This is a genomic window from Rhodococcus sp. NPDC057014 (assembly GCF_042673295.1).
Taxonomy (GTDB): domain Bacteria; phylum Actinomycetota; class Actinomycetes; order Mycobacteriales; family Mycobacteriaceae; genus Rhodococcus_F.
This window is the reverse complement of record NZ_JBHUSF010000110.1, coordinates 1-24,959: the sequence shown is the minus strand read 5'-3', so window position 1 is coordinate 24,959 and position 24,959 is coordinate 1. Positions and strand designations below refer to the sequence as shown.

Genomic DNA, 24,959 nt, shown 5'->3' with positions numbered 1-24,959 from the left:
CGGCGATGCCGCGGACGGATTCTGGTCAGGCCGCTCAGATCGGCCGGTCGCTGCTGGGTGAGGAAAGATCGACGCAGTCGTCGTCGATCAACGTGAACCGCCTCATCACGTCGGGATCGTGGCCTGCAACGACCACCGTGTCGGGTTGCTCTGCAAGTTCGTTCAGACGCTCGTACCCCTCGTACATACCCTCGAGGTCGCAATAGATCCAGAATGGCCGGTCGCGATCCTTCTCCTCGTAGAAGTGAAGGGCATCGGAGGCCAGTACGATATTCAGGTCTCCGGTCTTCACCTCGGTGATCATCTGGCCCGGAGTGTGGCCGCGGATCGGCGTGACCGTGATTCCCGGGAGGATCGTCTCCGGACCGTCGACGAGATGCACCCGGCCGGACCGTCGAAGTTCGACAACGGTCTTGATCTCGTCGGCTTCGGCGAAGAGCGCGAACATTTTTCGTTCCGCGTAGCGACCGGTCCAGAACTCGAACTCGTCCCGGGCAATGCTGAATGTCGCGTTCGGAAACAGGCCGACGTTACCGACGTGATCGAAGTGCATGTGGGAGATGACGACGTGATCGATGTCGGCGGGTGACACTCCGAAACGCGCCAGCAACTCCACCGGGTCACAGCTCTGGAAATATCCGCGAGGGCGAGCGCGCGCACCGTCGAATCCGCAGTCGACCAAGACGGTGCGGTCGGCATTGCGCACAAGCCAGAAGTAGAAGTCGGCGACGATTTCCTCATCCGGCTCACCGTAAGCTTTGTAGTTCAGGTACTTCGAAGCCTTGGTCGTCTTCGCGGAGCCGTAGCGCAGTGCATAGACTTCGTACGTTTCGGACATCAGCGCGCCTCTCCGGTCAAACTCGTCTTGTTGGTTTCGCGAACGAGGAGCACCGCCAAGATGCCGACGACGCTGGCCACGAGGACAACCGCAGGAACCCAATGTGCGCCTGCCGCAGGTCCGCCGGCGGCCACGAGTGTGGCTGCGACCAGCGGGACCATCCCTGCCAGCGCGCCACCGATCTGGTAACCGAGGGAGACACCTGTATACCTCGTGCGGGTGTGGAACAGTTCGGCGAGGAACGAACTCAGCGGACCGTAGACGGCGGAGTGTCCGACTTCGCACAGGATGAGCAATCCGAGGATGGTGGCGAAGCTGCCGTTCTCGAGCTGCCCGAACAGCAGGTAAACCCATGGAACCGTGAATGCGAACCCGGCGACGGTGACCGTCTTGCGCCCGACGAGATCCGACAGATACCCGAAGAAGGGAGTCAAGCCCAGCGCAAGAACACCGACAAGCGTTTGGGCGCCGAGCATCGTCGCGACGTCACCTTCGACAGCTCGGGTGTACGCCGTCGCGTACGTGATGTAGATCTGGTAGGCGATATTCGCTCCGGCCGACAGCGCGATCGCAACGAAAGCCTGACGTTTGTAGTTGCGGAGCAGATCGAGGAACGGCGTGCGGACGTGCTCCTCACCCTCGTCCTGCGACTCTCTGAACGCGGACGACTCGACGATCCCGAGCCGAATCCACATACCGATCAGGACCAGAACCGCCGAGGCAAGGAACGGAACTCGCCACATGTACTCGTCCATGCCGTCGGGCAGGCTGCTGATTCCCGTGAAGGTCAGTGTTGCGAGAACCCCGCCGCAGAAGACGCCGGCGCTTCCGATGCCGCCCCAGAACCCTCGCCGGTCCTGCCGGCAGGATTCGACGATCATGAGAACTCCGCCACCCCACTCGGCGCCCGCCGCGAATCCCTGCACGAGGCGAAGCAGGACCAGGACGACAGGAGCGACGACGCGGATTCTGGCTTCGCCCGGCAATGCGCCGACGGCAAAGGTGCTCAGGCCCATCAGTGTCATACTGACCACCAGGACGGACTTCCGCCCGTACCGGTCGCCGAAGTGACCCCCGATGATGCCACCGATGGGACGCGCCAGGAATCCACTGGCGAATGTGCCGAACGACGCGATCGTGCCCACCAGCGGCGAACTGCTCGCGAAGAAGATCGATGGAAAATACAGCGCTGCGGCAATGCCGTAGATGTAGAAGTCGTACCACTCGACGGTGTTGCCGAGGTAGCTCGACAGCACGATTCGCCGGCGCTGCTTCGCCGGTGTCTCGTACGAGGCTGAACCGCTTGTCACCACCCCGGTGACGGACTCGTTCGCCATGGATTTCTCGCTTTCGTTGTAGATCGATTCACGACGGGCGACGACGATCTTCAACATTCACGTTCGACGTCGTTACTTCGGGAACGGTCAGATCAGTCGGCCACTGGCCACTGGACCGTGACAGGCTCCAGGAATTCGCGGATTCCGGCTTCGCCACGCTCGCGGCCGATGCCGCTCTCCTTCCAACCGCCGTTGGGGGCGTCGGATCGGACAGGCGCGCCACCGTTGAACGTCACCAATCCGACGTCGAGACGGTGAACGAGTGCCATCGCCTCGTCGTGGGGACCGAAGATGCTGGCGTGCAGGCCGAACCTGGACTCGTTCGCGATGGCGACGGCCTCGTCGACATCGTCGTACACGAGGACGGTGGCAACGGGACCGAAGATTTCTTCCTGATTGATTTCCGCTTCGTTGGGCAGACCGCCGATCAGCGTCGGCCGCACCCACCACCCGCGGCCGGTGTCCGGCAGAGCCCCTTGCGCCAGGATCTCACCGCCGGCGGCCAAGGCGGCGTCGACGAACGATTGCACGCGATCGCGGTGCGGCTCGCTGATCACGGGTCCGACGATCGTGTCGGGATCGAAGGGGTCGCCCACGCCGACGTTGTCGTAGTACTCCCGGCTGGCCGCCAGGAAGTCGTCCAGGTGGCTGCGGTGAACGAGGATCCGCGTCGGCGAGCCGCAGCCCTGCCCGGCGTTCCTCAGATACCGCGAATGTACCGCTCCGGCGACCGCCTTCGGATCGGACGAGGGAAGGAGGATCGCAGCCGACTTCCCTCCGAGTTCGAGAACGACACCGCGCAGGCCCTCGGCGGCGCGCTTCATCACCGCTGTTCCAGCGGGAACGGATCCGGTGAAGGTCACCTTCGCGACATCCGGGCAGTCGATCAACGCTTGGGCGACCTCGACGCCGCCGGCCAGAACGCTGACCGCATCCTTGGGAAAGCCTGCTTCGTCGACCCAGTTCCCGAAGTTCAGAAGTGTCAGAGGCGAGTGCGGCGACGACAGCAGGACGCTCGGGCACCCCGCGGCGAACGCTGCGCCGACCTTCATGGCCGCGAACATGAGGGGGTAGTTGTAGGCGGCGATTCCGGCGACCACTCCGATCGGCCGGTGTACGACCATCGCCTCGTTGACCGGCGGGCCCGGCTCACGACCGAGGTACTCGGTGCGGTCCGTCAATGCCGCCTGCGCCAGCCATCGAAGGTACCGAACCGGTGTTCCGACGTGCATTCCGCGGGCGGTCGAGATCGGCGTACCGGTCTCGGCGATCACGGTATTCAGGATTTCGTCCGTGTGCTCTTCGATGATGTCCGCAAGCCTGCGCAGGCGGGCAGAGCGTTCCTCCGGAGCTCCCAGCGTGTCCCGCTCCAGGGCGCTGCGTGCGGCGGCGACCGCACGCCGAACCTGATCGCTGTCCGCGGCGTGAATCTCGGCGAGGACTTCTCCGGTAGCCGGGTTGGTTACCGGGATCAGCTCACCGCGGCCGGTCTCGAACCGGCCACCGATCCTGAGGTCGAACTGCTGGTTGGCGCCGATCAGCTGCTGGGCGATGTGGGCATTCATTGTGGGCGATCACGAACCTTCCGATTGTGCGATTTCCTGGAGCCGCGCCGGCTGAAGTGATGAGTGCAGGAACCCTGCGCCGAGCCTTCGAGTCGCGACCTCCGTGAGCACCACGGTCTGCCCGGGTCGATCCGACCTGAAGGGCGCGACTCGCGAGACTCTGTGGCGTGTGTCACCAATAACATGCACATAGTGCGCCTGTTATTCACATTTGTAAACCTTGCATGTCGACTCTTCGCGATCGGAGGTGAGGAGCACGTCCGTCGCCCGGAGCGCAGCCATTGAGTGCGGCGACGATTGCATCCTGGCCAGGACATTGAGGGCCGATTGATTGCGATCTCGAGCGCGTACATCGCCGTCATGTCACCGGCCGTTGGGGGTCTACCCAACTTGCTTTCAAGCGATGCATACTATACACATGTTTTACGAACGCGGAGATCCGGGTCACAGTCCCGGATCATTCCTGGTGCAGGTCACGACGCCGTTGAGCCGAGCGACGTGACCCACTTCGAGAAATCTGAGGAGTCGATCCGATGCGTATGAAGGCAGCCGTCATGTTCGAGCAGGGCCTCGAGCAACCATTCGCGGTGAGCAAGCCGTTCCACATCGAGGACGTGGACCTCGACGGGCCGTACCAAGGGGAAGTGCTCGTGGAGGTCCGCGCAGCGGGCGTCTGTCATTCCGACCTTTCGGTCGCGGAGGGGCAGCGTAAGCGGACTCTCCCCGTTGTCGGCGGTCACGAGGGCGCCGGCATAGTCCGGGAGGTGGGTCCCGGCGTCGTCGGCCTCGAGCCGGGCGACCATGTGGTCATGTCTGCCGCCGGTGGATGCGGGCAGTGCCGCTACTGCATGGCGGGACGCCCCGGGATCTGCGACCGGATCGGTGTCAGCAGATCACAGGGTCTGCTTCCCAACGGCGAACGTCGGCTGAGCCTGAACGGCGAGGCGTTGTTCCACTACAGCGGCGTCTCGTGTTTCGCCCAGTTCGCAGTGACGACACCGGGCAGCCTGATCAAGATCGACAAGGATATTCCGCTCGATGTCGCTGCCATCTTCGGCTGCGCGGTGGTCACAGGGGCCGGCGCCGTGATGAATGCCGCCCGTGTCTGTCCCGGTGACGCCGTCGCCGTCGTCGGGCTCGGCGGAGTCGGGCTCACCTCGGTGATGGCGGCGCAGGCGTCCGGAGCTTCCATCATCATCGGAATCGACCTGCTCGACAGCAAATTTCCCATCGCAAAGGAGGTGGGGTGCACGCACACTTTCAGCGGTGCCGACCCCGACCTCGTTGCGAAGATTCGCGATCTCACCCATGGCGGTGTCGATTTCGCATTCGAGCTGACCGCCAATCAGCGCGCCCTGAACAGCGCGTTCGACTACACCCGAAAGGCCGGCGAGATCGTGTGCGTCGGAGTGAGTCGCGCCGACTCTCGCTTGGACTTCCCCAACACCAGGCTGGTATCCGAGGACAAGGTGATTCGCGGCGCCATGCTCGGTTCGGGGGTCGCTGAACGGGACATCCCCAAGTATCTCAATCTCTTTCGAGAGGGAAACCTGCCGGTGGACAAACTCCACTCGGGGTCCATCACCTTCGACGACCTGAACGAGTCGCTGGATCACCTCCATGACGCAACGGTGATCCGCCAGATGCTCGATCCGCACGCCTGACCACATTCGAGACCACTGGAGGAGTCGATCCAATGAACATCAAGAAAGAAATCTACATCGATGGGGAATGGTCCGCGCCGGTAGCCGACGCCGAGCCCATCGTCGTACAGAACCCGGCGACCGAGGAGTCCATCGCACAGGTACCGACGTGTGGTGCCGAAGACGTCGACCGGGCAGTCAAAGCCGCGAGTGCGGCGTTCGACGGGTGGTCGACCACCTCGGTCGCGGAGAGGCGCAAGTACTTCTCCCGCCTCCACGAGATCGCCAAGCGTCGCGAGGAGGAAATCCTCCACTCCATCGTGAGTGAGATCGGGCATCCGATCGAGCGCGCCCGCATCAACCAGACCGGGGCGGGAATCGCCGACCTCGGCATGCTGGCCGAGTACCTCGAAGACATCACCTGGGAGGAGAAGCTCGGCGAAACCCGGATCCGGCGGGTGCCTGCGGGCGTCGTCGCCGCCATCACGCCGTGGAACGCGCCGCTGCGTGCCATCGCGATCAAGGCCGGGGCTGCCATGGCGGCGGGCTGCACGGTGGTCCTCAAGGGCAGCGAGCTCGCGCCGATGGTCTCGTTCCTCTTCGCCGAAATGGTTGAGGAGGCGGGTTTTCCGCGCGGCGTGTTCAACCTCGTCTCCGGTTCCGGCTCGGAGGTCGGTGAGCCGATGGCCACCCACCATCTCGTGGAGATGGTGTCCCTGACCGGATCGGTGGGTGCAGGACGCCGGGTGATGGAACTCGCCTCCCGATCGGTCAAGCGGGTCGCACTCGAACTCGGCGGAAAGTCGGCGAACATCATCCTTCCTGACGCGGATCTCGCCCACGCCGTCGACGTGGGTATCGAGGATGCGTTCCGCTCGTCCGGTCAGGTCTGTGGCGCCCTTTCCCGGATGCTGGTCCCGGCGTCGCGGGTCGACGAGGTGAAAGAGCTTGTGGCGCAGAAGGTCAACTCCTTCGTTGTCGGTGACCCGTTCGACTCCGCTTCGCAGCTCGGCCTCGTCGCCTCGGAATCGCAGCGGGTTCGCGTCGAGGGCTACATCCAGAAGGGCATCGACGAGGGGATGACTCTCCTTGCAGGCGGGGTGGGGCGTCCCGACGGCTTCGAGCGCGGTGCCTACGTCCGTCCCACCGCGTTTCTCGGTACCAACGAGCACACGCTGGCGCAAGAAGAGATCTTCGGTCCCGTTCTCACGGTCATCCCTTTCACCGACGACGCGGACGCAGTCCGTATCGCCAACGCCTCCGAGTACGGCCTGGCCGGCGCGGTGTGGTCGGGCGACCGGGAGCGCGCCATCGCGGTGGCCGAGAGGATCCGCACCGGCCGCGTGAGGATTAACGGTGCGCCAGTGGACAAGCGGGCGCCCCATGGTGGTTTCAAGCTCTCCGGTATCGGACGTGAACAGGGACGAATCGGCATCGAGGAGTTTCTCGAGTACCAGACGCTATCGATCTGAGTGGGACGGCCTGCGGGGGCAAAATCCGCCCGGGGAATCTTGACACCCCTCGAACATGTGCATATTATTCATGTATCGCGGGTCACACAGTCTGAGACATGGCTGACCGTTCCGGCGCTCAGCCGCCAGTGAATATCGAAAAATCAAGGAGGCCCCGAATGACGGCTCTCGCAGGCGTCCGGGTCGTGGACCTGGGTCAGTTCTACTTCGCCCCGTACTGCACCATGCTGATGGCGCGACTCGGAGCGGAGGTCATCAAGGTCGAGGCCCCGGCCGGCGATCCCTATCGACGCCTGCCCACGGCCGACGAAGAAGGCGCATCCGTCCAATTCCATCTGCTCAATTCGGGCAAGCGGATGATGCGGCTCGATCTGAAGAGTGAGGAAGGCAAGGCGGTCTTCCGGGATCTCATGAAGGAGACCGACGTTCTGGTCCAGAACCTGTCGCCCGGCGCGATGGAGCGGTTCGGGCTCGATTTCGACACACTCCACGCCGAGAATCCCCGGCTGATCATGGCCTCGGGCACCGGTTTCGGATCGTTCGGGCCGCTCGCAGGCACGCCGGCGATGGATCTCACGGTCCAAGCGCGGTCCGCGATCATGAGCACCACCGGATTCGACGAAGGGCCGCCGCTGCGGACCGGCCCGTCGGTCGTCGACTTCATGGGGTCGGCCCATCTGCTCTCCGGCGTCCTGGCGGCTCTCTACCAGCGTGAACATACCGGTCTGGGGCAGCACGTCGAGGTCTCTCTGCAAGACGCGATCATCCCCAGTCTCGCGTCCAACATCGCCGGGTACGTGCACAGCGGCGGAACCATGCCGGAACGCACCGGCAACCGTAACGGCGGGCTCGCCGTGTCGCCCTACAACGCGTACAAGACCAAGGACGGGTGGATTGCGCTGATCTGCCCCACCGATGCGCACTGGAAGCGCCTTCGGGAAGTGATGAAGGAGCCGGACGCCGAGGAGAGTCGTTTCGACACCATGGCCGGCCGGTGCGCCGATATGGACGAACTGGACGCCATCGTCGGAGTGTGGACGGCGGACAAGCTCAAGGATGAGCTTTCCGCCCAACTCGAGGAAGCGCAGATCCCCAACGCTCCGGTGGTCACGCTCGGGGAGCTCCTGGTCGACCCGCACGTCGAGGAGCACGGCGTCGTCAGATGGTTGGACGACGACAAGGGGCGCTTCATCACGTTCGGAAACCCGATCTTCATGTCGGAATCGGTGACCGTCCAGCCGACCCGGGTCGGCCCGCTGGGGCGCGACACCGACGAGATCCTCGCCGAGAAACTCGGCTACTCCACCGACGACATCGAGCGCCTTCGCCGCTCGGGTGCCGTCTAGCAGAAAGGTACCAACTCATGGCAGTGACCATGGAGCTCGTAGAGCAGATCCGGCAGCAAGTCGGTGCCACGTCCCATCCCATCCGGGCCACCATCGATCCGCTCATGTCGCAGCGGTATGCCCGTGCGATCGGCGAGACCGACCCGCTGTACTTCGACGAAGAATATGCGAAGGCGAAAGGCTATGCCGGCCTTGTTGTTCCGCCGAATTGTCTGCCGTCCTACATGGACTGGACCGACGGCGGACCCGAGGAGGATCTCCGCATCGACGGCACCCCCACGGCCGAGATGCAGTGGATCCCCACCGAGGGCGTTCGGATCATGGGCGGCGGCGAGGAGATGTTCTTCCACGCGCCTCTCATCGCCGGTACCGAGGTTCTGCTCACCGAAGAGCTCGAGGACGTCACCGCGCGTGAGTCCAAGTCCGGGCTGATGTTCGTAATTCGTATCCGTCATCGCTACCGCACCGCTGACGGAGAACTCATCATGACTTCCGTGAGGACGGTGCTGGGCCGATGACCACGAGTGCAATTCGAGATATCGAGCGGTTCGCCGACGAGGTCGAGGTCGGGGACGAGATCCCCGCGGTGACCCATCGCCCGACCGAGGTTCAGCTGTTCCGCTACTGCGCGGTGACCTGGAACGCCCACCGTATCCACTACGACCCCGCCTACGCGGCGTCCGAGGGCTACCCGAACGTTCTCGTTCAGTCCCACCTGCACGGAGCGTTCTTCACCAGCCTGTGCACCGGCTGGGCGGGGGAGCGCGGCGAGCTCCGGCGACTCCAGTACTCGGTGCGGCGCTTCGCCTGCCCCGGAGACGCTCTGGTGTGCCAGGGTTCGATCACGAGGATCGACGACTCAGTGGACGGTGGTGTGCTGGTGACGGTGGAATTGCGTGAGGTGCGGGAGTCCGACGGTGTCAGCTGCGCCATCGGCGACGCCGACATCTTCCTTCCCCACCGCACAGCCGGCGCCGATGGACAGGGGTGAGTCGCGATGACCGCACCGTTGCGCATCGGCAACGTCTCCGGCTTCTACGGCGACCGCCTGTCCGCGGCTCGGGAAATGGTCGAGGGCGGTCACATCGACGTCCTCACCGGTGATTACCTGGCCGAACTCACCATGTACATCCTGTGGAAGTCCAAGACCGCAGGGCGGCCCGGGTACGCGTCCACGTTCCTGACGCAGATGAAGGAAGTCCTCGGTACCTGTGTGGATCGGGGAATCAAGATCGTCGTCAACGCCGGCGGATTGGACCCGAAGGGTCTGGCGGACGCGTTGCGCGACCTTGCTGCCGAGAAGAACGTTGCACCGGCAATCGCCTACCTCACCGGTGACGACCTCATCCCCCGGATGGGCGAGCTCCGCGCGGCCGGCGTCGACTTCCGCAACATGGACACGGGCGAGGTTCACGACGAGAACTCCCCGACCCCCGCGACGGCGAACGCCTACCTGGGTGCGCAAGGGATCGCGCACGCGCTGAGCGGCGGCGCCGACATCGTCATCTGCCCCCGCGTCACCGACGCTTCCCTCGTGGTCGGACCGGCCATGTGGAAGTTCGGCTGGGACATGACGGACTACGACCGGCTCGCCGGCGCGGTCGCCGCGGGTCACGTCATCGAATGTGGCGCCCAGGCAACCGGAGGCAACTACGCCTTCTTTTCCGAGATCGAGAATCCGATCCGGCCGGGTTTCCCGATCGCGGAGATGTACGCCGACGGTTCCTCGGTCATCACGAAGCACGCGGACACCGGCGGAATGGTTTCCGTCGGCACCGTCACCGCCCAGCTGGTGTACGAGGTCGGCGAACGCAACTACCTCAACACCGATGTGACCCTCGACCTCGGATCGATCGAGTTGACCCAGGAAGGTCCCGACCGCGTGCGGTTGTCGGGTGTTCGGGGTCAGGCTCCACCTCCCACCGTCAAGGTGACGATGAACTGCGTTGGAACGTACAACCAGGCGATGACGTTCGCCATCCCCGGCGACGACGTCGAAGCCAAGGCCGCACTGGCGCAGGCGGGAATGCTGGAGGCTCTCGGGGGAGCCGAGCAGTTCGATTCGGTGGACTTCCGGCTCGTCCGAACCGACCAGCCCGCCGCGACACTGAACGAGTTGTCGGTGGCCAAGCTGGTGGCGACATTCTCCTCGTACGACAAGGAGAAGCTCGGTCGGCGGATCTTCGACGCGGCGATGAGCCTCGCACTGTCCAGCTACCCGGGAATCTACTTCCAGGACGAAAAGCAGCAGCGCCCCACTCAAACCGGACTGGCCTGGCCTTGTCTCGTTCCGCAGGAACTCGTCACGGAACGAGTCGTGATGCCCGACGGCACGACCGTCGACTTCCCGGGGTCGGAGAAGAAGACCGCCGAACCCGCCCTGATCGTTGCGGAGGCGCGTGCCGCCGAAGGGATCGAGGGTCCGACTCGGACCGTGTCGCTCGGCGAGGTCTTCGGAGCCCGATCCGGCGACAAGGGCGCTCACGCCAACGTCGGGATCTGGGGCAGGTCGGACGACGAATATGCATGGCTCCGTGAACACCTCACAGTCGACGGACTACTCGCGATCTTCCCGGAGGCCACGGGCCACGAGATCCTCAGGGTCGAGTTGCCCAACCTCAAGGCGGTGAACTTCCTCATCCGTGGGCTTCTCGGCGGTGGCGCTGCCTCGGGCGGCCGTTTCGACCCGCAGGCCAAGGGTTTGGCCGAGTTCATCAGGAGTCGGAAAGTCGAAATGCCCGTGGCACTACTGGAGGAGAAGAACCGATGAGTATCTTCATGACGAAACCGTGGTTGAAGAGCTCTTCCGACGAACTACGCGACGTCCCCGTCTCCACCGGGGTGTACGAGATCGCGGACGCCGACGGGACCGTGGTCGATATCGGATTCGCCGGCGCGCTCGAGCCCTTCGGGCTCCGTTCCAAGCTCGCGACCCTGGCAGGCGAGTACGCGATCGACGGGATGCAATTCCGCTACGAGGTGCATGTTCAATACCAGAGCCGCTACACGGAACTCGTGCTGGCACACAGATCTCGCCACGGGGTGCTTCCGGCCAAGGTGGCCGCGCGTGGAGAAGTATTCCACGGACGTCTCTCGATCGACGGTTGATCCGAAAAGCCAAGGAGTAGAAGAAGATGTTTGAAATTTCCGACGAGCAGCACGCACTGCTCAGCATGGTCCGGCAGTTCGTCCGGGAGCAGATCCGTCCGCTCGAGGACACGCTGGACCCCGATGCGACCAGCGTGCCGGCCGCCGACTACGACCGCCTCGTGTCGAAGACCAAGCAGATGGGGCTGTACAACCTCGACCTCCCGGAGAAGGAGGGCGGTCCGGGTATCGATCTGGTCACCCGTTGCCTCCTGGCAATCGAGATGTCGCAGCACCGTGCCGGCCTCTATGCGCCGTGCTTCGAAGCGTTCGGGCACACGGGCCAGATCCCGCTTCTGTCCGCGTGGGCAACGTCGTACCAGCGTGAGAAGTACCTCGAGCCGTCCATCTCGGGTGAGAAGCGGGCCTGCTTCGCGCTCTCCGAGCCCACCGGCGGCAGCGACCCGGGCCGCAACATTCGCACCAAGGCCGTCAAAGACGGAAACGAGTGGGTCCTCAACGGCAGCAAGCTGTGGATCAGCTTCGCGCACGAGGCCGAGTTCGCGCTCGTGTTCGCTCGTACCGGTGGCCCCGGCCGCGACGGCATTACCTGCTTCATCGTCGACACCGATACGCCCGGATTCAACGTCCACCGGATCGTCCACACGATGCGGTCCACCGACCCCGGCACCGAGCTTCAGCTCGAGAACGTCCGCGTTCCCGAGGAGAACATCCTGGGCGAGATCGGCAAGGGATTCTACCTGGCCAACGAACGACTCAGCCGCAACCGGATCCCGTACAGCGCCGGCACCATCGGCCTCGCCCTTCGCGCTCAGGAAATGACCATCGAGTGGACGAAGATGCGTGAGTCGTTCGGCAAGCGCCTGGCAGACCACCAGGGTGCGAACTGGATGCTCGTCGAGAACGAGCAGGACATCCGGCAAGCGACCCTGATGGTGCTCAACGCGGCGGCTGCCGCCGACGCGGATCGTCCGTTCCGGACCGAGGCGGCACTGGCGAAGATCGCTGCGACCGAGGCCTCGTTCCGTGTCGTCGACCGGTGCATCCAGCTCCACGGTGGCCTCGGTGTCTCCCGTGAACTGCCGCTCGAGCGGTGGTTCCGTGAGCTGCGCATCCGACGGATCGGCGAGGGCGCCACAGAGATTCAGAAGGTGATCGTCGGTCGCGACCTGATCAACAACCCGTACCAGTTCTTCCTGACCAGGAAGTGATCATGGCCAAGGAACGAGAGACCTACGACCTTCCGGCCGACTTCGAGTTCACCGCGCGGAGCCAGGGGCGAACGATCACCGAGGGTGACTTCAGCGCCATGACGAACCTGACCTGGACCACCGCGGAATACCACACGAACAAGCCGCTGATGCTCGAGTCCGACATGGGAGAGCGCAATCTGGCGGGTGCCTGTGTGATCGCCTTCGCTCTGGGCTTGGCGACACCCGCGGTTCGCCCGCGTCTGACAGGAATGGGTGTGAGGCTGGTAGCCCTTGCCGGCTACGACGAGGTGCGGTTCACGTCGCCGCTCCGACCGAACGACACGATCTACGTCGAAACCAGGGTGCGGGACATCGTCAAGACCAGCCGCCCGAACCTCGGCGTGATCAACTTCGAGGACTCCGTGGTCGATCATGACGGACGTACTCTCTGCACGTATGTGCGAAGTGCGTTTTGCGATGTCTCCGAATCGGTGCTCGGCGCCGATCGATAGCCAGAGCGATCTGACTGAGCGGCCGCGCCGGCGAGTCGGGGATGGGGCGGTCGGGTTTCCGAATGTAGTTGTATCGAAATCCATTTCGCGCGATCGGTGATGTTTGCCCGGCGATGGACGGACCCCCGCTCCCACTCTCACCTCACTCGAACGAACAAGGACGACATGAGTGCCCTACAGATACTTTCTCTGGTTGTCATCGTCGCGGCGTTCATAGCCGCGACGAAGTGGCAGCTCAATCTCGGTATCCTCCTGCTACCTGCCGCGTTTGTCATTGCCAGCCTGGCAGGTCTGTCTGCGGACGTAGTCGTCAGTGGGTTCCCGAGTGAGATGTTCGTTCTCCTTGTCGGGGTGACGTTTCTGTTCGCCGTCGTCGAGGCGAGTCGGACGATGGACTACATCATGGACTTCCTTCTCAGGCTGGTGGGAAACCGTGTAGTCCTCGTTCCGTTCATCCTCTTCTTCGCAGGAGCCTTCACTACCGGCGTCGGAACGTATTCGGCCGCGGTCGTGGCGCTTCTGATGCCCGTCGCGGTCCGCTTCGCCCGCCAGTTCGGAGTCAGCATCTTCATGATGGCGCTGATGGTCGTGCACGGAGTCCTGGCCGGATTGTTCAGCCCGATCGCCATCGACGGAGTCTTCACCGATCGGCTTCTGAAGGACGCCGGCCTCGAATCGCACCCGGCGCAACTGTTCGCCTGCCACATCGTTGTTCACGGAATTATCTGTGCTGCAGCATTTTTCCTTTTCGGTGGCAGAAATCTCATTCGGGCCGGCCGATCTGCCGGTGACCACGATGTTCCGCTCGACCGGGCAGGCGCGCAGGAGCCGTCGCCCACAGGAGCATCGGCTGGGCCGTCGGGCGCCGCCTCGGCAACAGTCACCTTGCCGACGAAGACTTTGGGCCGTCCGACGTTGTATCAAGGATGCACGATGACGGCAATCGTGCTGCTGGTCCTCTCCGCGGTCCTGCTCGATCTGGATGTCGGGTTCGTTGCTCTCACACTGGCAGTCGTCCTCGCCCTGATCTTCCAACGCAACGGCGAAGACCTCATCCCCAAGATGCCGTGGTCGGTGATGGTGCTGGTCGGCGGTGTGCTCACCTATATCGCCGTATTGACCGAAATCGGAACTCTCGGGGCCATCGGCGACCAGTTGTACAGTTTCGACTCTCCTGCAATCGGCATCCTCGTTCTGTCCTTCATTACTGCGATCACCTCGGCCTTCACCTCGACCTTGGGTGTTCTCGGTGCAAGTCTGCCTCTGGGGCTTCCGATGGTGTCCGATGGTGGAGTCAGCGTTCTCAACGTCGTCGGGCCCGTCACCATCTCTGCAACTGTTGTCGACGCCAGCCCGATGGGCATTGCGGGGGCACTCGTTCTGGCCAACGCCAGGCCGGACGAGCGCGCGGCGCTGTTTCGCAGGCTCGCACTGTGGGGCCTTTCGATGGTGATCATCGGCCCGCTGCTGTCGTGGGGCATCTTCACCCTGGCGTGAGGGTAGATCGCAGGCTGGACGTGAGGAAGGTACTGCCAGTACACGGATTGGCAGACCCTTGCAGCCGCGCTCGTTTGCGCGTCCAATGGTGGGTTGACCACGGATCGGGCCTTCACGTGGCTTTTGTCGATTTAGGTACATCCACTCAAATTAGTCATCAATGCTGTGTATCCTTCATTCATCTAGCGTGGAAGAGTCGGACACTTCTTCCGGATTAACGCAGCAAGGCTGACTAATTGGTGGGTGAAGCTGATGGATGAACGTGTCGATCGGTTGAGGGAGAACGTCGTCGCATTCAGCCGTAGGATTCGAAGCAAGAGCTCAGGGCACCTGATGTCGCCGACGCAGATGCAGGCCCTGTCTCATCTGGATCGGTCGGGGCCGATGAGCGCACGCGCGCTTGCCGACCTCGAGCAGGTGGCTCCGCAGACCGTTGCTCGCACGGTCTGCTCCTTGGAGGGCGCGGGAATGGTCACTCGTTCCGTCGATCCCAAAGACGCTCGTTCGCAGCTTATTTCGATCACCGAAACGGGTGCCGGCACCCTTACCGCGGATCGGGCCAGGCGCAGGGAGTGGCTCGCGGCCGCGATCGAGGAACGATGTACCGAGGTGGAACGGGAATTACTGTTCCTCGCGGGCGGCCTGTTGGCTCGCCTCGCGGAGGCGCCCGGCTCGCCACGGACGCCGGAGTCGCAGTCGTGACGGCTGTCGGTAGCCGAACCCCGCCTGCATCGGAAGGCCGGGCGATCCCGTTCCGGGTGAGCGGGGCACTGGCGACCGGTAGTGTTCTGCAGCCGCTGAACTCGTCGATGATCGCCGTTGCCATCGTTGGTATCGCCGCGCAATTCGGGTCGAATTCGGGAGTGTCCTGGGTCATTTCGGCGATGTACATCACCACGGCGGTGGGTGCGCCCACGGCAGGCCGCATGGGCGCACTCTTCGGAGCGCGGCGCGTATTCGTCGGTGGCCTGGTTCTGGCCGCTGCCGGGTCGATCGTGGGAATGCTGGCCCCCGACGTGAGATGGTTGATCGCAGCGTATGTGCTTCTTGGCTGCGGTATTTCGGCGCACATGCCCAATGCGATGACGATGATCCGCAGCTATGCGGAGCGTTACGGGCGGCAGTCGCGCACCGCGCTCACCACGTTGGTGGTGTGTGGCCAGTCCGTCGCCGCTCTCGGGCCCACGATCGGCGGCTTGCTCGTGGGGACATTCGGATGGCAGTCCATTCTGTGGGTAAACCTTCCGGTCGTGCTGCTCAGTGCCATCGCAGTAATGCATGCGGACGTCGGGTACGCAGGCGGGCGTTCGGCGTCGGTCCGCGAAGCGCTCCGTGCGCTCGATGTGGCCGGAATCGGGATGTTCCTCGTCGCGATCACTTCGCTGATGTTGCTACTCGTCTCGCTTCGAGACAGTCCCGCGTGGTGGCTGCTGCCGGTGGCCGGAAGCGGACTCGCCCTGTTCGTCTGGTGGGAGTGGCGTGCGTCCGACCCCTTTTTCGATGTTCGTGCTCTGGTACGCAACCGTGCGCTCAGCAACACTCTCGGTCGGACACTGATCACGTACACCTGCTTCTACTGCGTCTTCTTCGGCATTCCCCAGTGGCTGCAGTATGTGAGGGGGATGAGTGCGATCGAGGCCGGCATGACGATGCTGCCGGTCGCGGGGGTCAGCGTCTTCTCCACGATCATCGGGTCACGTGTCTACCGGAGGGCGGGGGCTCGGGCGACTCTTCTCGTCGGCACGATCGCTCTGATGATCGGGGGTGTCCTGATTGCTTCCGTCGAGCGTTCGACAGCGCCCCTGCTCGTCTTGCTGCTTGTCGCGGCGGTGCTGGGCATTCCCAACGGATTCAACAACATCGGCAATCAGAGCCTGGTCAACTCGGTGACCTCGGTCGAGGAAGTCGGCACTGCCATCGGCATGTTCCGCACGATGGCGTTCATCGGGGCCAACCTCTCGGTGGTGGTGCTTCAGGTGACTGCCGGTCACGAGATCGACGATGCCGGACTGCATCGAATGGGCTGGTTCATTGCCGCCACCGCCTTCGTGCTGGTGGTCGGGGTCGCGCTCTCGCGCCACATGGGTCCGAAGGTCGAGGTCGCGAGGGTCGATTCCGAACCACGCTCGGGATAGCTCCTTCCGTTCTCGGCTGTCACGGTCTCTTCAAATGATTGCATATACGATCTAGGGTTCCTATATAAGAACAACGCCGCTACGCTCGGGACGGAGAAGACGTCTAGAACTCACCGACCCCGGAAGGCTCCCCATGACCGTGTTGGCCGTGCGGCACACGACCCCGGCGTTTCGCACCTACTCGGGTGAGAACGCTCTCGACCTGCTGTCGAAAGAACTCGACCGTCCCAGCCCGCATCGCGTGATGCTGGTCTGCGGCGCCTCCATGCTGGCTCACGACGAGGCGCTTCGTCGTGTCGAATCGGCCATCGGGGAACGGTTGGTGGCGCGCTTCAGTGAAGTGCGCGAGCACAGCCCGCTGCCGTCTGTGGAGAAGGCACGCGATGTGCTGATCGACTCCGGCGCGACTGCGGTCGTGGCGCTGGGCGGTGGTTCCGCCGTCGTCACCGCGCGGGCAGCGGTGATTCTGGCGGGTGAGAAGGGAGATGCCCGCGACTTGTGCACCCGACGTGCGGACGACGGCCGGATGATCAGCCCGCGCCTGTCTTCCGCGAAGGTTCCGATGTGGGTCGTGCCGTCCACGCCGACGACCGCGTACGCCAAGGCCGGCGCCGCGGTGAGGGATCCCGCGACAGGGGAGAGGCTGGCGCTGTTCGATCCGAAGGCGCGCGCGGCCGGAATTGTCTTCGATCCGGTGGTGGCAGTGACCGCGCCGGCGTCGCTGATACGTTCGTCGTCGCTCAACGCCCTCGCGATGGCAGTGGACGGGATGCAGTCCACTGGCGGGAACCCGCTGGCCGAAGCATTGCTCGGCCACGCAGTGACTGTGTTGACGACGTGGCTGGGTCGTGTCGGCGACCGGCCCGACGCCGAGGCGGCCGTCCAGTTGATGTTCGGCGCGCTCCTCGCGGGGCAGGGCAGCGACCATGCCGGAACGGGGTTGGCGCAAGCGCTGTCGCATGCGGTGGGCCCGCGCTCGACGGTCGGCAACGGCGTCGTCGAAGCCCTTCTGTTGCCGCACACGATGCGTTTCAATCTCGGCGTGACCGACGAGGCCCTGACTCGGATCGCGCGTCTGCTGGGAGCACGGGGGACCGATTCGCCCGCCGATGCCATCACGGCCATCGAAGAGGTGTTGACCTCTGCGCAAATTCCGCTGCGACTTCGCGATGTCGGCATCGAGCAGTCCGACCTGCCGGAGATTGTCGAGCACACGCTGCACGACTGGGCCGTCACCACGGTCCCGCGTCCTGCTGACCGCGACGGGCTGCGCAGCATCCTCGATCAAGCCTGGTAGCAACACGCTCAGGCCCGCACGCTTCGCCTGCATGTTGCCGGTTCGGGGACTTCTTTGCCCTGAGGTGTTCCCAAATACAACCAAGAGTTCTAATATACGAACTATCGCATTTTGTTGGCCTCGGGCCAGCGAGTGCCGCCGACACGAGAACACCGTCACGTCCTGCCGGTCTGCACTGCAGAACCGGCCGTCCATTCACAAGGAGAGACGTTCATGACGACACAGCCGCAGAGCTGGTCTTTTCCCCTGCAGGCAGATAACGGGCCCGCACCGATGCTCATCGACGGAAGTTGGCTCTCGTCGATCTCGGGGCAGACGTTTCCGACCTACGACCCGGGAACGGGCGAGAAGATCGCGGACGTCGCGCTCGGTTCGGAGAAGGACGCCGAGGTTGCGGTTGCGGCCGCCCGCCGCGCCTTCGACGAAGAGCGGTGGATGAAGCTGCCGGCGCAGCAGCGGGGTGCAATCCTGTGGCGGGCATCCGAGCTGATCAAGGCGTCGGCAGACGAACTGGCCAAGCTCGAGAGTCAGGACATGGGAATCCCGGTTCCCCAGGCCCGCGCCATGGTGCTCGAAGCGGCCGCGCAGTTCCAGTACTACGCAGGATGGGCCGACAAGATCCACGGTCGCACCGCCGATCTCGGCCCCGCCGAACGTCGCATTCAGGGGTACACGCTACGAGAACCGGTCGGCGTGGTGGCGATGATCGTGCCCTGGAACGCCCCGCTGATCTCGGCATCGAAGAAGCTTGCCCCCGCCCTCGCCGCCGGATGCACCTGCGTGCTCAAGCCCGCCGCCGAAACCCCCCTCACCGCGCTGTGGCTGGGGCAGATCCTCTTCGCCGCCGGCGTCCCGGCGGGTGTGGTCAACATCGTCACCGGCCCCGGCTCGACCGTCGGAGCCGCGCTGGCCGAGCACGACGACGTCGATGCCGTGGCCTTCACCGGCTCGACGGAAGTCGGACGCTCGATCATCCATGCCGGCGCAGGCAACATCAAGAAACTGTCCCTCGAGCTCGGCGGCAAGTCACCGGTCATCGTCATGCCGGACGCCGATCTCACGGCCGCGATTCCCGGAGTGGCAGGTGCGGTCTTCTGGAACACCGGTCAGGTCTGCGCCGCGGGCACCCGGCTGTTCGTTCACGAAACGGTCTTCGACCAGGTCGTCGACGGTGTCGCGGAAGAAGGCCGTCGACTGCGCATCGGCTACGGAGCGGACCCGGACGTCGATCTCGGTCCGTTGATCTCCCGCAAGCAACTCGAACGCGTCAGCGCATATGTCGACGGTGGCCGAGAGGCCGGCGCTCGCGTCGTGTCAGGCGGCAACCGGATCGGCGACAAGGGCTACTTCTTCGAGCCCACCGTCTTGGCCGACGTCGACCAGACCATGGCCGTGATGCGCGAGGAGATCTTCGGGCCCGTCCTCGGGGTGATGCCCTTCTCCGATATCGACGAGGCCGTCGCCCTCGCAAACGACAGCTCGTTCGGCCTGGCTTCGAGTGTGTGGACACGCGACGGCGCAGTCGGCCACGCGATCGCGCGGCGACTGCGCGCCGGGCGCGTGGGCATCAACGTGCATCGCGCCGGCGGCGTGCACATGCCTGCCGGCGGCTACCGCCAGTCGGGATGGGGTCGCGAGAGCGGTCCCGAGGCGATGGAGAACTACCTCGAGACGAAGTCCGTCGTCTCAACCCTGAGCTGACCCAGCCGGACAAGGCCGCAGTCAACTCACCGCTCGCCCATACATCCACAAGGAGAACCATGACCCAGACACAGGACCCCCAGATCGGGCGCGAACTCGCGCAGGCAAAATTCACCGACGAGATGCTCGACAACATGCGCGCACTGATCGGCACCGAACTGCGCACCGCCTCGGCGGTGAACAACGAGTACGCAACGCGGTTGGCCATCCTGCGCTTCTGCGAAGGTATCGGCGACGACAACCCGCTGTGGACCGACGAGGAGTATGCGTCGACCACAGTGCACGAGGGAATCATCGCTCCGCCGTCGTTCATCTTCGCCTGCCTGGGTTCGGTGCAGGTCGGATGGCCCGGCCTCGGCGGATTCCACTGCGAGACCACCATCAACTTCCACGAACCGATCCGCGTCGACGACAAGATCACCGCGAAGGTGGTTTTCGACGGGTTCGACGGCCCGACCGACGCGAGTAACTTCGCCGGCCGACGGATCAAGGACTACCTGCGGCAGGAATACCGCAACCAGAACGACGAGCTCGCCGCAACATTCATCTGCTCGCGGATGCGGTTCGAGCGCACCGAAATGCAAGCGAAGCGTGAGTCCCGCAAGGTCGAACTTCCCCACCCCTGGACCGAGGCCGAACTCGAACGGATCGAATCGGACGTCCTCGCCGAGGCGCCGCGTGGCGCCGAACCGCGCTACTGGGACGACGTACAGATCGGTGACGATCTCGACGTGATCACCAAGGGCCCGATCGGACTGACCGACGAGATCGCGTTCGTCGCCGCGGGTGCCGCACCGATCCCGCGCATCGCCGCCCACGGTGTCGCACTGCGCCGTTACAAGAAGCACCCCAAGTGGGCCTTCCGTGACCCGTCGACCAGCGCACTCGAGCCCGTCTACTCCGTGCACTACAACGACTACGCCGCCCGCCTGCAGGGCGCCCAGGTCGCCTACGACGTCGGAATCCAGCGCACTTCCTGGCAGATCCACCAACTGACGAACTGGATGGGAGACGACGGCTTCCTGAAGTCGATTCACGGTCAGTACCGCTCCCACGTCTACCTGTCCGATGTCGTCCGACTCGGCGGCCGGATCACCGACAAGCTCATCGACGACGCCGGCGACCACGTCGTCCACGTCGAGACCTGGGCAACCAATCAGCGCGATCAGTCCGTGATGCCCGGCTCCGCCGTCATCCGACTGCCGCACCGCGCGACCGATGCACAGGAGACCGCGCAGTGACCCCCGAGCCCACCACCACGGCCTGGGGAACGTCGATCGTCCCCGTCGTCGTCGACGGCCGAGAATTCCGCATGTATGCAGAACGCCCACGCAACCTCGGATCGCTGCTACCTTTCGCGGATCGCTGGAACGACCGTGCACACATCGTCCAGGGCGAGCGCGTGATGACCTTCGCCCAGTTCCATCGGGCAGTTCGGGCACGCGCCTCCGAACTGCGAGCACGCGGGGTCACCACCGGCGATCACGTGGTGATTCTCGGATGGAACAGCCCGGAATGGATCGTGAACTTCTGGGCGACCGTCTCCGCCGGCGGCGTCGCGGTTCTGGCCAACGCTTGGTGGAGCGAGAAGGAACTCGCCGACTCGCTGGTCACGGTGGCCCCCGCATTGGTGATCGCCGACGACCGGGTCGTCGACCGGGTGCCCTCGCAATGGGAGTTGCTTTCCTGGGATCCGCAGTCCGTTACCGACTCGGAGACACAGCTGGAACCGTCCGTCGAGGACATCGACGAGAACGCCCCCGCGGCGATCATCTTCACGTCGGGAACCTCGGGCCGCCCCAAGGCCGCCGTCCTCTCCCACAGGTCACTGCTTGCGGGCCTGCAGATGCTTCTGCACATCACCCGGCGGTTGCCGCATCAGGTCGACGAATCGATCGGCCAGGCCGCCCTGCACACCGGACCCATGTTCCATGTCGGCGGAGTGCAGACCCTCCTGCGGGCGATCTGCGTCGGGGACACGCTTGTGATGCCGGCAGGCCGGTTCGATCCTGCCGAGGCAGTGCGATTGATCGAGCAGTGGCGGATCCAACGGTGGAGCGCGGTGCCGACCATGGTCTCCCGCGTTCTCGAGCACCCGGACGTTCGGACCCGCGACTTGACCACACTGAGGTCGTTGACCGTCGGCGGTGCCCCGATGACCCCGGAATTCGTCGAACGCATCCGCACCGGACTCCCCGGTGTGGAGCCACGAATCGCCACCGGCTACGGGCTGACCGAGAACGGCGGACAGGGAGTCGCGGCCTCGGGGGCCGACACCGTCGAACGCCCCGGAACCACCGGACGGGCCCTGCCGTGCGTCGAGATCATGATCGCCCCGGACACCGAGTTCACGGACGGGGAAATCCTCCTGCGCAGCCCGACACAGATGCTCGGTTACCTGGGAGAGAACGAAGCGCCGATCGACTCCGACGGCTGGCTGCACACCGGCGACCTCGGACGCCTGGACGACGACGGATACCTGTTCATCACCGGACGGTCGAAGGAGATGATCATCCGCGGCGGTGAGAACATCGCCCCCGCAGCAGTCGAAGCGGCTCTGACGGCCCTGCCGGACGTGGCGGACGCCGTCGTGTTCGGGATGCCCCACCCGGACCTGGGCGAGGAGGTCATGGCGGCGGTCGTCCTCACCCGTGACCTGGATCCGGACACCCTGGCCGGACAGCTGCGTGGCCGGATCGCATCCTTCTCCATCCCGAGCCGCTGGGTCCCACACCGCGAGCCCTTCCCGGTCAACCACGCAGGCAAGATCGACAAGAAGGCGGTCGTCGCCGCCGCACGACAGCTCCTCGAGGAGGCCCGATGACCAGCGTGGTCGCAACCCACACCCAGGGACGCGTCGGCATCGTCGAAGTCCAGCGAGGACCGCACAACTTCTTCGACGAGGCCAGTCTGTGCGACATCGGTGCGGCACTCGTGCACTTCGACTCCGTCGCCGACGTTCGCGCGATCGTCCTCTGCTCGCAGGGACGAAACTTTTGCGCGGGCGCTGATCTCCGGGGAGTGGACCAACACATCCTTCGCCGGGTCTACCGCGCAGCGGCGTCGCTGTTCACCACCCGAAAGCCCATCGTCGCGGCGGTCCAGGGCGCGGCGGTCGGAGGTGGGCTCGGTCTCGCGCTGGCCGCGGACTTCCGCGTCGCAGGTGCGGACGCCAGGCTGACGGCGAACTTCGCGAGACTCGGCTTCCATCATGGCTTCGGGCTGTCCGTCACCCTCCCCGCGGTCGTCGGCCAGCAGAAGGCGCTGGACCTGCTGTACACCGGCCGCAACGTCGGTGCGGACGAGGCGCTGGCGATCGGGCTGTGCGACCGAGTCAGCGCCGGTGATCCCCGCGAGGCCGCGATCGAGTGGGCAGCCGAGATCGCGGAGTCCTCACCGCTGTCCCTGGCAGCCATCAGGTCCACGATGCGACGCTCCCTCGCTGCTCAGGTAACAGCAGCACTGGACGAGGAAGCCACCGCGCAGACAATGCTGCTGGCAACCACTGATCTACACGAGGGCATTGCGGCCTCGATCGCCAAGCGTCCCCCGGTATTCGTCGGAGCCTGAGATGAAAGGCTGCAGCGGCCGGATACCACGAATGAATGGGGTTAAATTGTGACCGTGAGCGATTCTTCGAGCGACCAGGTGGAGCGAGGTCCACAGAACCACCGGACGATCGACCGAGTGACGCGCATCCTCGAGGAGGTTGTCTACAACCCGGGGATGACCTTCGCGGAGCTGTCCCGCGCGCTGGACGCTCCGAAGAGCTCGGTACACGGCTTCATTCGTGGACTGGTCGCTGCCGGATGGCTTCACCAGGACAACAACCGGTTCTACATCGGTCCGGCCCTGCACGGGCTGACGCTGGCAAGCGGACACCTTCGTGCCGGATCGGTCACCGATGCCGATCTCCAGGCGCTGCACGAGGCGACCGGGGTGACCGTGTTTCTCGGTGTTCAAGCCGGCGACAATCTCATCTATGTTTCCGAGATCGGCGCTGATCTCCTCGCCGGGTTCGGCGCCCGCAAGAACATCCGCCGTCGGCTGCTCGAGACCGCCGGTGGCAAGGCACTGCTGGCTGAACAACCAGCGAGCCAGATGGACGCCTATCTCCGTCGGTGTGGGAGCGACGAAGCGGCGCTCGTCGACACCTTCCTCAGCGAATACGACGAGATCAAGCGCACCCGCGTCGCTCGAAACACCCTGCACGCAGGTACCCGGTTCGCGCTCGCGACCGCGGTTCGGAACAAGTCGGGGAAGGCCGTCGCCGAAGTGACCCTGGTCGGTGCGAGCGCCGACATGCTGCCACGCGAGCAGGAACTGAGGAAGCTGCTCCTCGACCACGTCGACGGATGGCAGCAGCGAATCGGTTCCCCGCGCTGAGCGCTGACTCCCAGAGCTCGTGCGGCAGTGGCACCACTGTGCGCACATCACACTTGTGCAGTAGTGACTCGAGAAAGGGAAGCTGCGATGGAAGCGGCCTCTTCACCAGAATCGACACCCTTCGTGCTGCTGCACGGCGGTCGCCACGGCGGGTGGTGTTGGCGGCGTGTCGCCACACTTCTCCGGCAGGGTGGCCACGAGGTCTACACACCGACGCTGACCGGGCTCGGCGACCGATCCCATCTCCTGAGCCCGCAGATCGGCCTCGACACCCACATTCAGGATCTCGTCGCGACCTTCACCTTCGAAGATATTCGAGACGCGGTCCTCGTCGGGCACAGTTACGGCGGCATGGTGGTCACCGGGGCGATGGAGGTCATCTCCGACCGAGTGAAGACCGTCGTCCTGCTCGACGCACTCGTGCCCCGCGACGGGGAATCGGTCTTCGACCTGAACGGTGAATCGCGGGCCGCGGCGATGATCGCTCTTGCCGATCAGCACGGAGATTCCTGGTACATCCCCCCGGCCGACGCAAGTCGTTACGGCGTGACGGACCCGGAGGACGTCGCATGGGCTAACAGTCGAATGACCGCCCAACCGCTGAAGACCTATCAGGATCGGATCGGCACCACCGACCGGCTCTGGCGTCACCCCGGGATGTTCGTCGAGTGCGTCCCCTCGTCACTCGAACCCCATCTGCTCGAGCGGACCCGAGAACGCAGTGCAACCGATCCTCGCTTCCACTACCGGGTACTGCAGACCTCGCACAACGCCATGGTCACCGACCCCGAGGCTGTGGTGGAGCTCCTGTTCGAGGCGCGTGACCTCGCTTGAGTTAAGAGCGTGTCTCATGTGGATGAAGTGACGTGTGGGACATAATGTGACGCGTGGTAGATGAGTTGTCACTGAGGCTGGTTCCGGATGCGTTG

22 protein-coding genes are annotated in these 24,959 nt (G+C 64.5%); 19 read left to right on the top strand and 3 right to left on the bottom strand.

The window, feature by feature from the left end; translation table 11 throughout:
• Nucleotides 1-34: 34 nt before the first annotated feature.
• The 3 genes from ACFTZB_RS21765 to ACFTZB_RS21755 are packed head-to-tail and all read right to left on the bottom strand — an operon-like array spanning nucleotide 35 to nucleotide 3,740.
• Nucleotides 35-838 (bottom strand): N-acyl homoserine lactonase family protein, encoded by an 804-nt coding sequence (locus tag ACFTZB_RS21765; RefSeq protein ID WP_378433999.1) that lies wholly within the window; start codon nucleotides 836-838, stop codon nucleotides 35-37.
• Nucleotides 838-2,232 carry an MFS transporter gene (locus tag ACFTZB_RS21760; protein ID WP_378433998.1) on the bottom strand — a complete coding sequence of 465 codons (1,395 nt, stop codon included), beginning with the start codon at nucleotides 2,230-2,232 and terminating at the stop codon, nucleotides 838-840. Before ACFTZB_RS21760 ends, ACFTZB_RS21765 begins: the two co-directional genes overlap by 1 nt.
• 35 nt (nucleotides 2,233-2,267) lie before the next feature.
• Nucleotides 2,268-3,740, bottom strand: a complete 1,473-nt coding sequence (locus ACFTZB_RS21755; RefSeq protein ID WP_378433997.1) for an aldehyde dehydrogenase family protein — start codon at nucleotides 3,738-3,740, stop codon at nucleotides 2,268-2,270.
• A gap of 533 nt (nucleotides 3,741-4,273) precedes the next feature.
• Between ACFTZB_RS21755 and ACFTZB_RS21750 the strand changes: the two genes are divergently transcribed.
• From ACFTZB_RS21750 to ACFTZB_RS21660, 19 genes are all read left to right on the top strand, one after another.
• Nucleotides 4,274-5,404, top strand: a complete 1,131-nt coding sequence (locus tag ACFTZB_RS21750) for a zinc-binding dehydrogenase (protein ID WP_378433996.1) — start codon at nucleotides 4,274-4,276, stop codon at nucleotides 5,402-5,404.
• 32 nt (nucleotides 5,405-5,436) lie between these two features.
• Nucleotides 5,437-6,855 carry an aldehyde dehydrogenase family protein gene (locus ACFTZB_RS21745; protein ID WP_378433995.1) on the top strand — a complete coding sequence of 473 codons (1,419 nt, stop codon included), beginning with the start codon at nucleotides 5,437-5,439 and terminating at the stop codon, nucleotides 6,853-6,855.
• A 158-nt stretch (nucleotides 6,856-7,013) separates the two neighbouring features.
• Complete coding sequence (locus ACFTZB_RS21740; protein ID WP_378433994.1) at nucleotides 7,014-8,201, top strand: CaiB/BaiF CoA transferase family protein; 1,188 nt, start codon at nucleotides 7,014-7,016, stop codon at nucleotides 8,199-8,201.
• A gap of 17 nt (nucleotides 8,202-8,218) precedes the next feature.
• Nucleotides 8,219-8,719 (top strand): MaoC family dehydratase N-terminal domain-containing protein, encoded by a 501-nt coding sequence (locus tag ACFTZB_RS21735; protein ID WP_378433993.1) that lies wholly within the window; start codon nucleotides 8,219-8,221, stop codon nucleotides 8,717-8,719.
• Entirely contained in the window at nucleotides 8,716-9,192 is a 477-nt protein-coding gene (locus ACFTZB_RS21730; RefSeq protein WP_378433992.1) for an acyl dehydratase, read from the top strand. Before ACFTZB_RS21735 ends, ACFTZB_RS21730 begins: the two co-directional genes overlap by 4 nt.
• 6 nt (nucleotides 9,193-9,198) lie before the next feature.
• On the top strand, nucleotides 9,199-10,971 hold the full coding sequence (locus ACFTZB_RS21725; protein ID WP_378433991.1) for an acyclic terpene utilization AtuA family protein: 1,773 nt from the start codon (nucleotides 9,199-9,201) through the stop codon (nucleotides 10,969-10,971).
• Entirely contained in the window at nucleotides 10,968-11,309 is a 342-nt protein-coding gene (locus tag ACFTZB_RS21720; protein ID WP_378433990.1) for a hypothetical protein, read from the top strand. Before ACFTZB_RS21725 ends, ACFTZB_RS21720 begins: the two co-directional genes overlap by 4 nt.
• A 26-nt stretch (nucleotides 11,310-11,335) precedes the next feature.
• Nucleotides 11,336-12,520: an acyl-CoA dehydrogenase family protein gene (locus tag ACFTZB_RS21715; RefSeq protein WP_378433989.1), complete on the top strand. Its 1,185-nt coding sequence runs from the start codon at nucleotides 11,336-11,338 to the stop codon at nucleotides 12,518-12,520.
• A gap of 2 nt (nucleotides 12,521-12,522) precedes the next feature.
• A complete protein-coding gene (locus ACFTZB_RS21710; protein ID WP_378433988.1) occupies nucleotides 12,523-13,014 on the top strand; it encodes a hypothetical protein in 492 nt (163 codons plus the stop codon).
• A gap of 99 nt (nucleotides 13,015-13,113) precedes the next feature.
• Nucleotides 13,114-14,511, top strand: a complete 1,398-nt coding sequence (locus tag ACFTZB_RS21705) for an SLC13 family permease (RefSeq protein ID WP_378433987.1) — start codon at nucleotides 13,114-13,116, stop codon at nucleotides 14,509-14,511.
• Between the two features lie 252 nt (nucleotides 14,512-14,763).
• Nucleotides 14,764-15,213, top strand: coding sequence for a MarR family winged helix-turn-helix transcriptional regulator (locus tag ACFTZB_RS21700; protein ID WP_378434000.1), 450 nt, complete (start codon nucleotides 14,764-14,766; stop codon nucleotides 15,211-15,213).
• Nucleotides 15,210-16,646 (top strand): MFS transporter, encoded by a 1,437-nt coding sequence (locus ACFTZB_RS21695; RefSeq protein ID WP_378433986.1) that lies wholly within the window; start codon nucleotides 15,210-15,212, stop codon nucleotides 16,644-16,646. Before ACFTZB_RS21700 ends, ACFTZB_RS21695 begins: the two co-directional genes overlap by 4 nt.
• 133 nt (nucleotides 16,647-16,779) lie before the next feature.
• Nucleotides 16,780-17,943 (top strand): iron-containing alcohol dehydrogenase family protein, encoded by a 1,164-nt coding sequence (locus tag ACFTZB_RS21690; RefSeq protein WP_378433985.1) that lies wholly within the window; start codon nucleotides 16,780-16,782, stop codon nucleotides 17,941-17,943.
• A gap of 213 nt (nucleotides 17,944-18,156) precedes the next feature.
• Nucleotides 18,157-19,644 (top strand): aldehyde dehydrogenase family protein, encoded by a 1,488-nt coding sequence (locus ACFTZB_RS21685; RefSeq protein WP_378433984.1) that lies wholly within the window; start codon nucleotides 18,157-18,159, stop codon nucleotides 19,642-19,644.
• Nucleotides 19,645-19,703: 59 nt separating this feature from the next.
• The gene (locus ACFTZB_RS21680) at nucleotides 19,704-20,885 is read left to right on the top strand and encodes a MaoC family dehydratase N-terminal domain-containing protein (RefSeq protein ID WP_378433983.1); all 1,182 of its coding nucleotides are present in this window, start codon (nucleotides 19,704-19,706) and stop codon (nucleotides 20,883-20,885) included.
• On the top strand, nucleotides 20,882-22,468 hold the full coding sequence (locus tag ACFTZB_RS21675; protein ID WP_378433982.1) for a class I adenylate-forming enzyme family protein: 1,587 nt from the start codon (nucleotides 20,882-20,884) through the stop codon (nucleotides 22,466-22,468). The genes ACFTZB_RS21680 and ACFTZB_RS21675 overlap by 4 nt, the downstream gene beginning before the upstream one ends.
• Entirely contained in the window at nucleotides 22,465-23,214 is a 750-nt protein-coding gene (locus tag ACFTZB_RS21670) for an enoyl-CoA hydratase/isomerase family protein (protein ID WP_378433981.1), read from the top strand. Before ACFTZB_RS21675 ends, ACFTZB_RS21670 begins: the two co-directional genes overlap by 4 nt.
• 117 nt (nucleotides 23,215-23,331) lie before the next feature.
• Nucleotides 23,332-24,030 carry an IclR family transcriptional regulator gene (locus ACFTZB_RS21665; protein ID WP_378433980.1) on the top strand — a complete coding sequence of 233 codons (699 nt, stop codon included), beginning with the start codon at nucleotides 23,332-23,334 and terminating at the stop codon, nucleotides 24,028-24,030.
• An 87-nt stretch (nucleotides 24,031-24,117) separates the two neighbouring features.
• The gene (locus tag ACFTZB_RS21660) at nucleotides 24,118-24,864 is read left to right on the top strand and encodes an alpha/beta fold hydrolase (protein ID WP_378433979.1); all 747 of its coding nucleotides are present in this window, start codon (nucleotides 24,118-24,120) and stop codon (nucleotides 24,862-24,864) included.
• The last annotated feature ends 95 nt before the right edge of the window (nucleotides 24,865-24,959 follow it).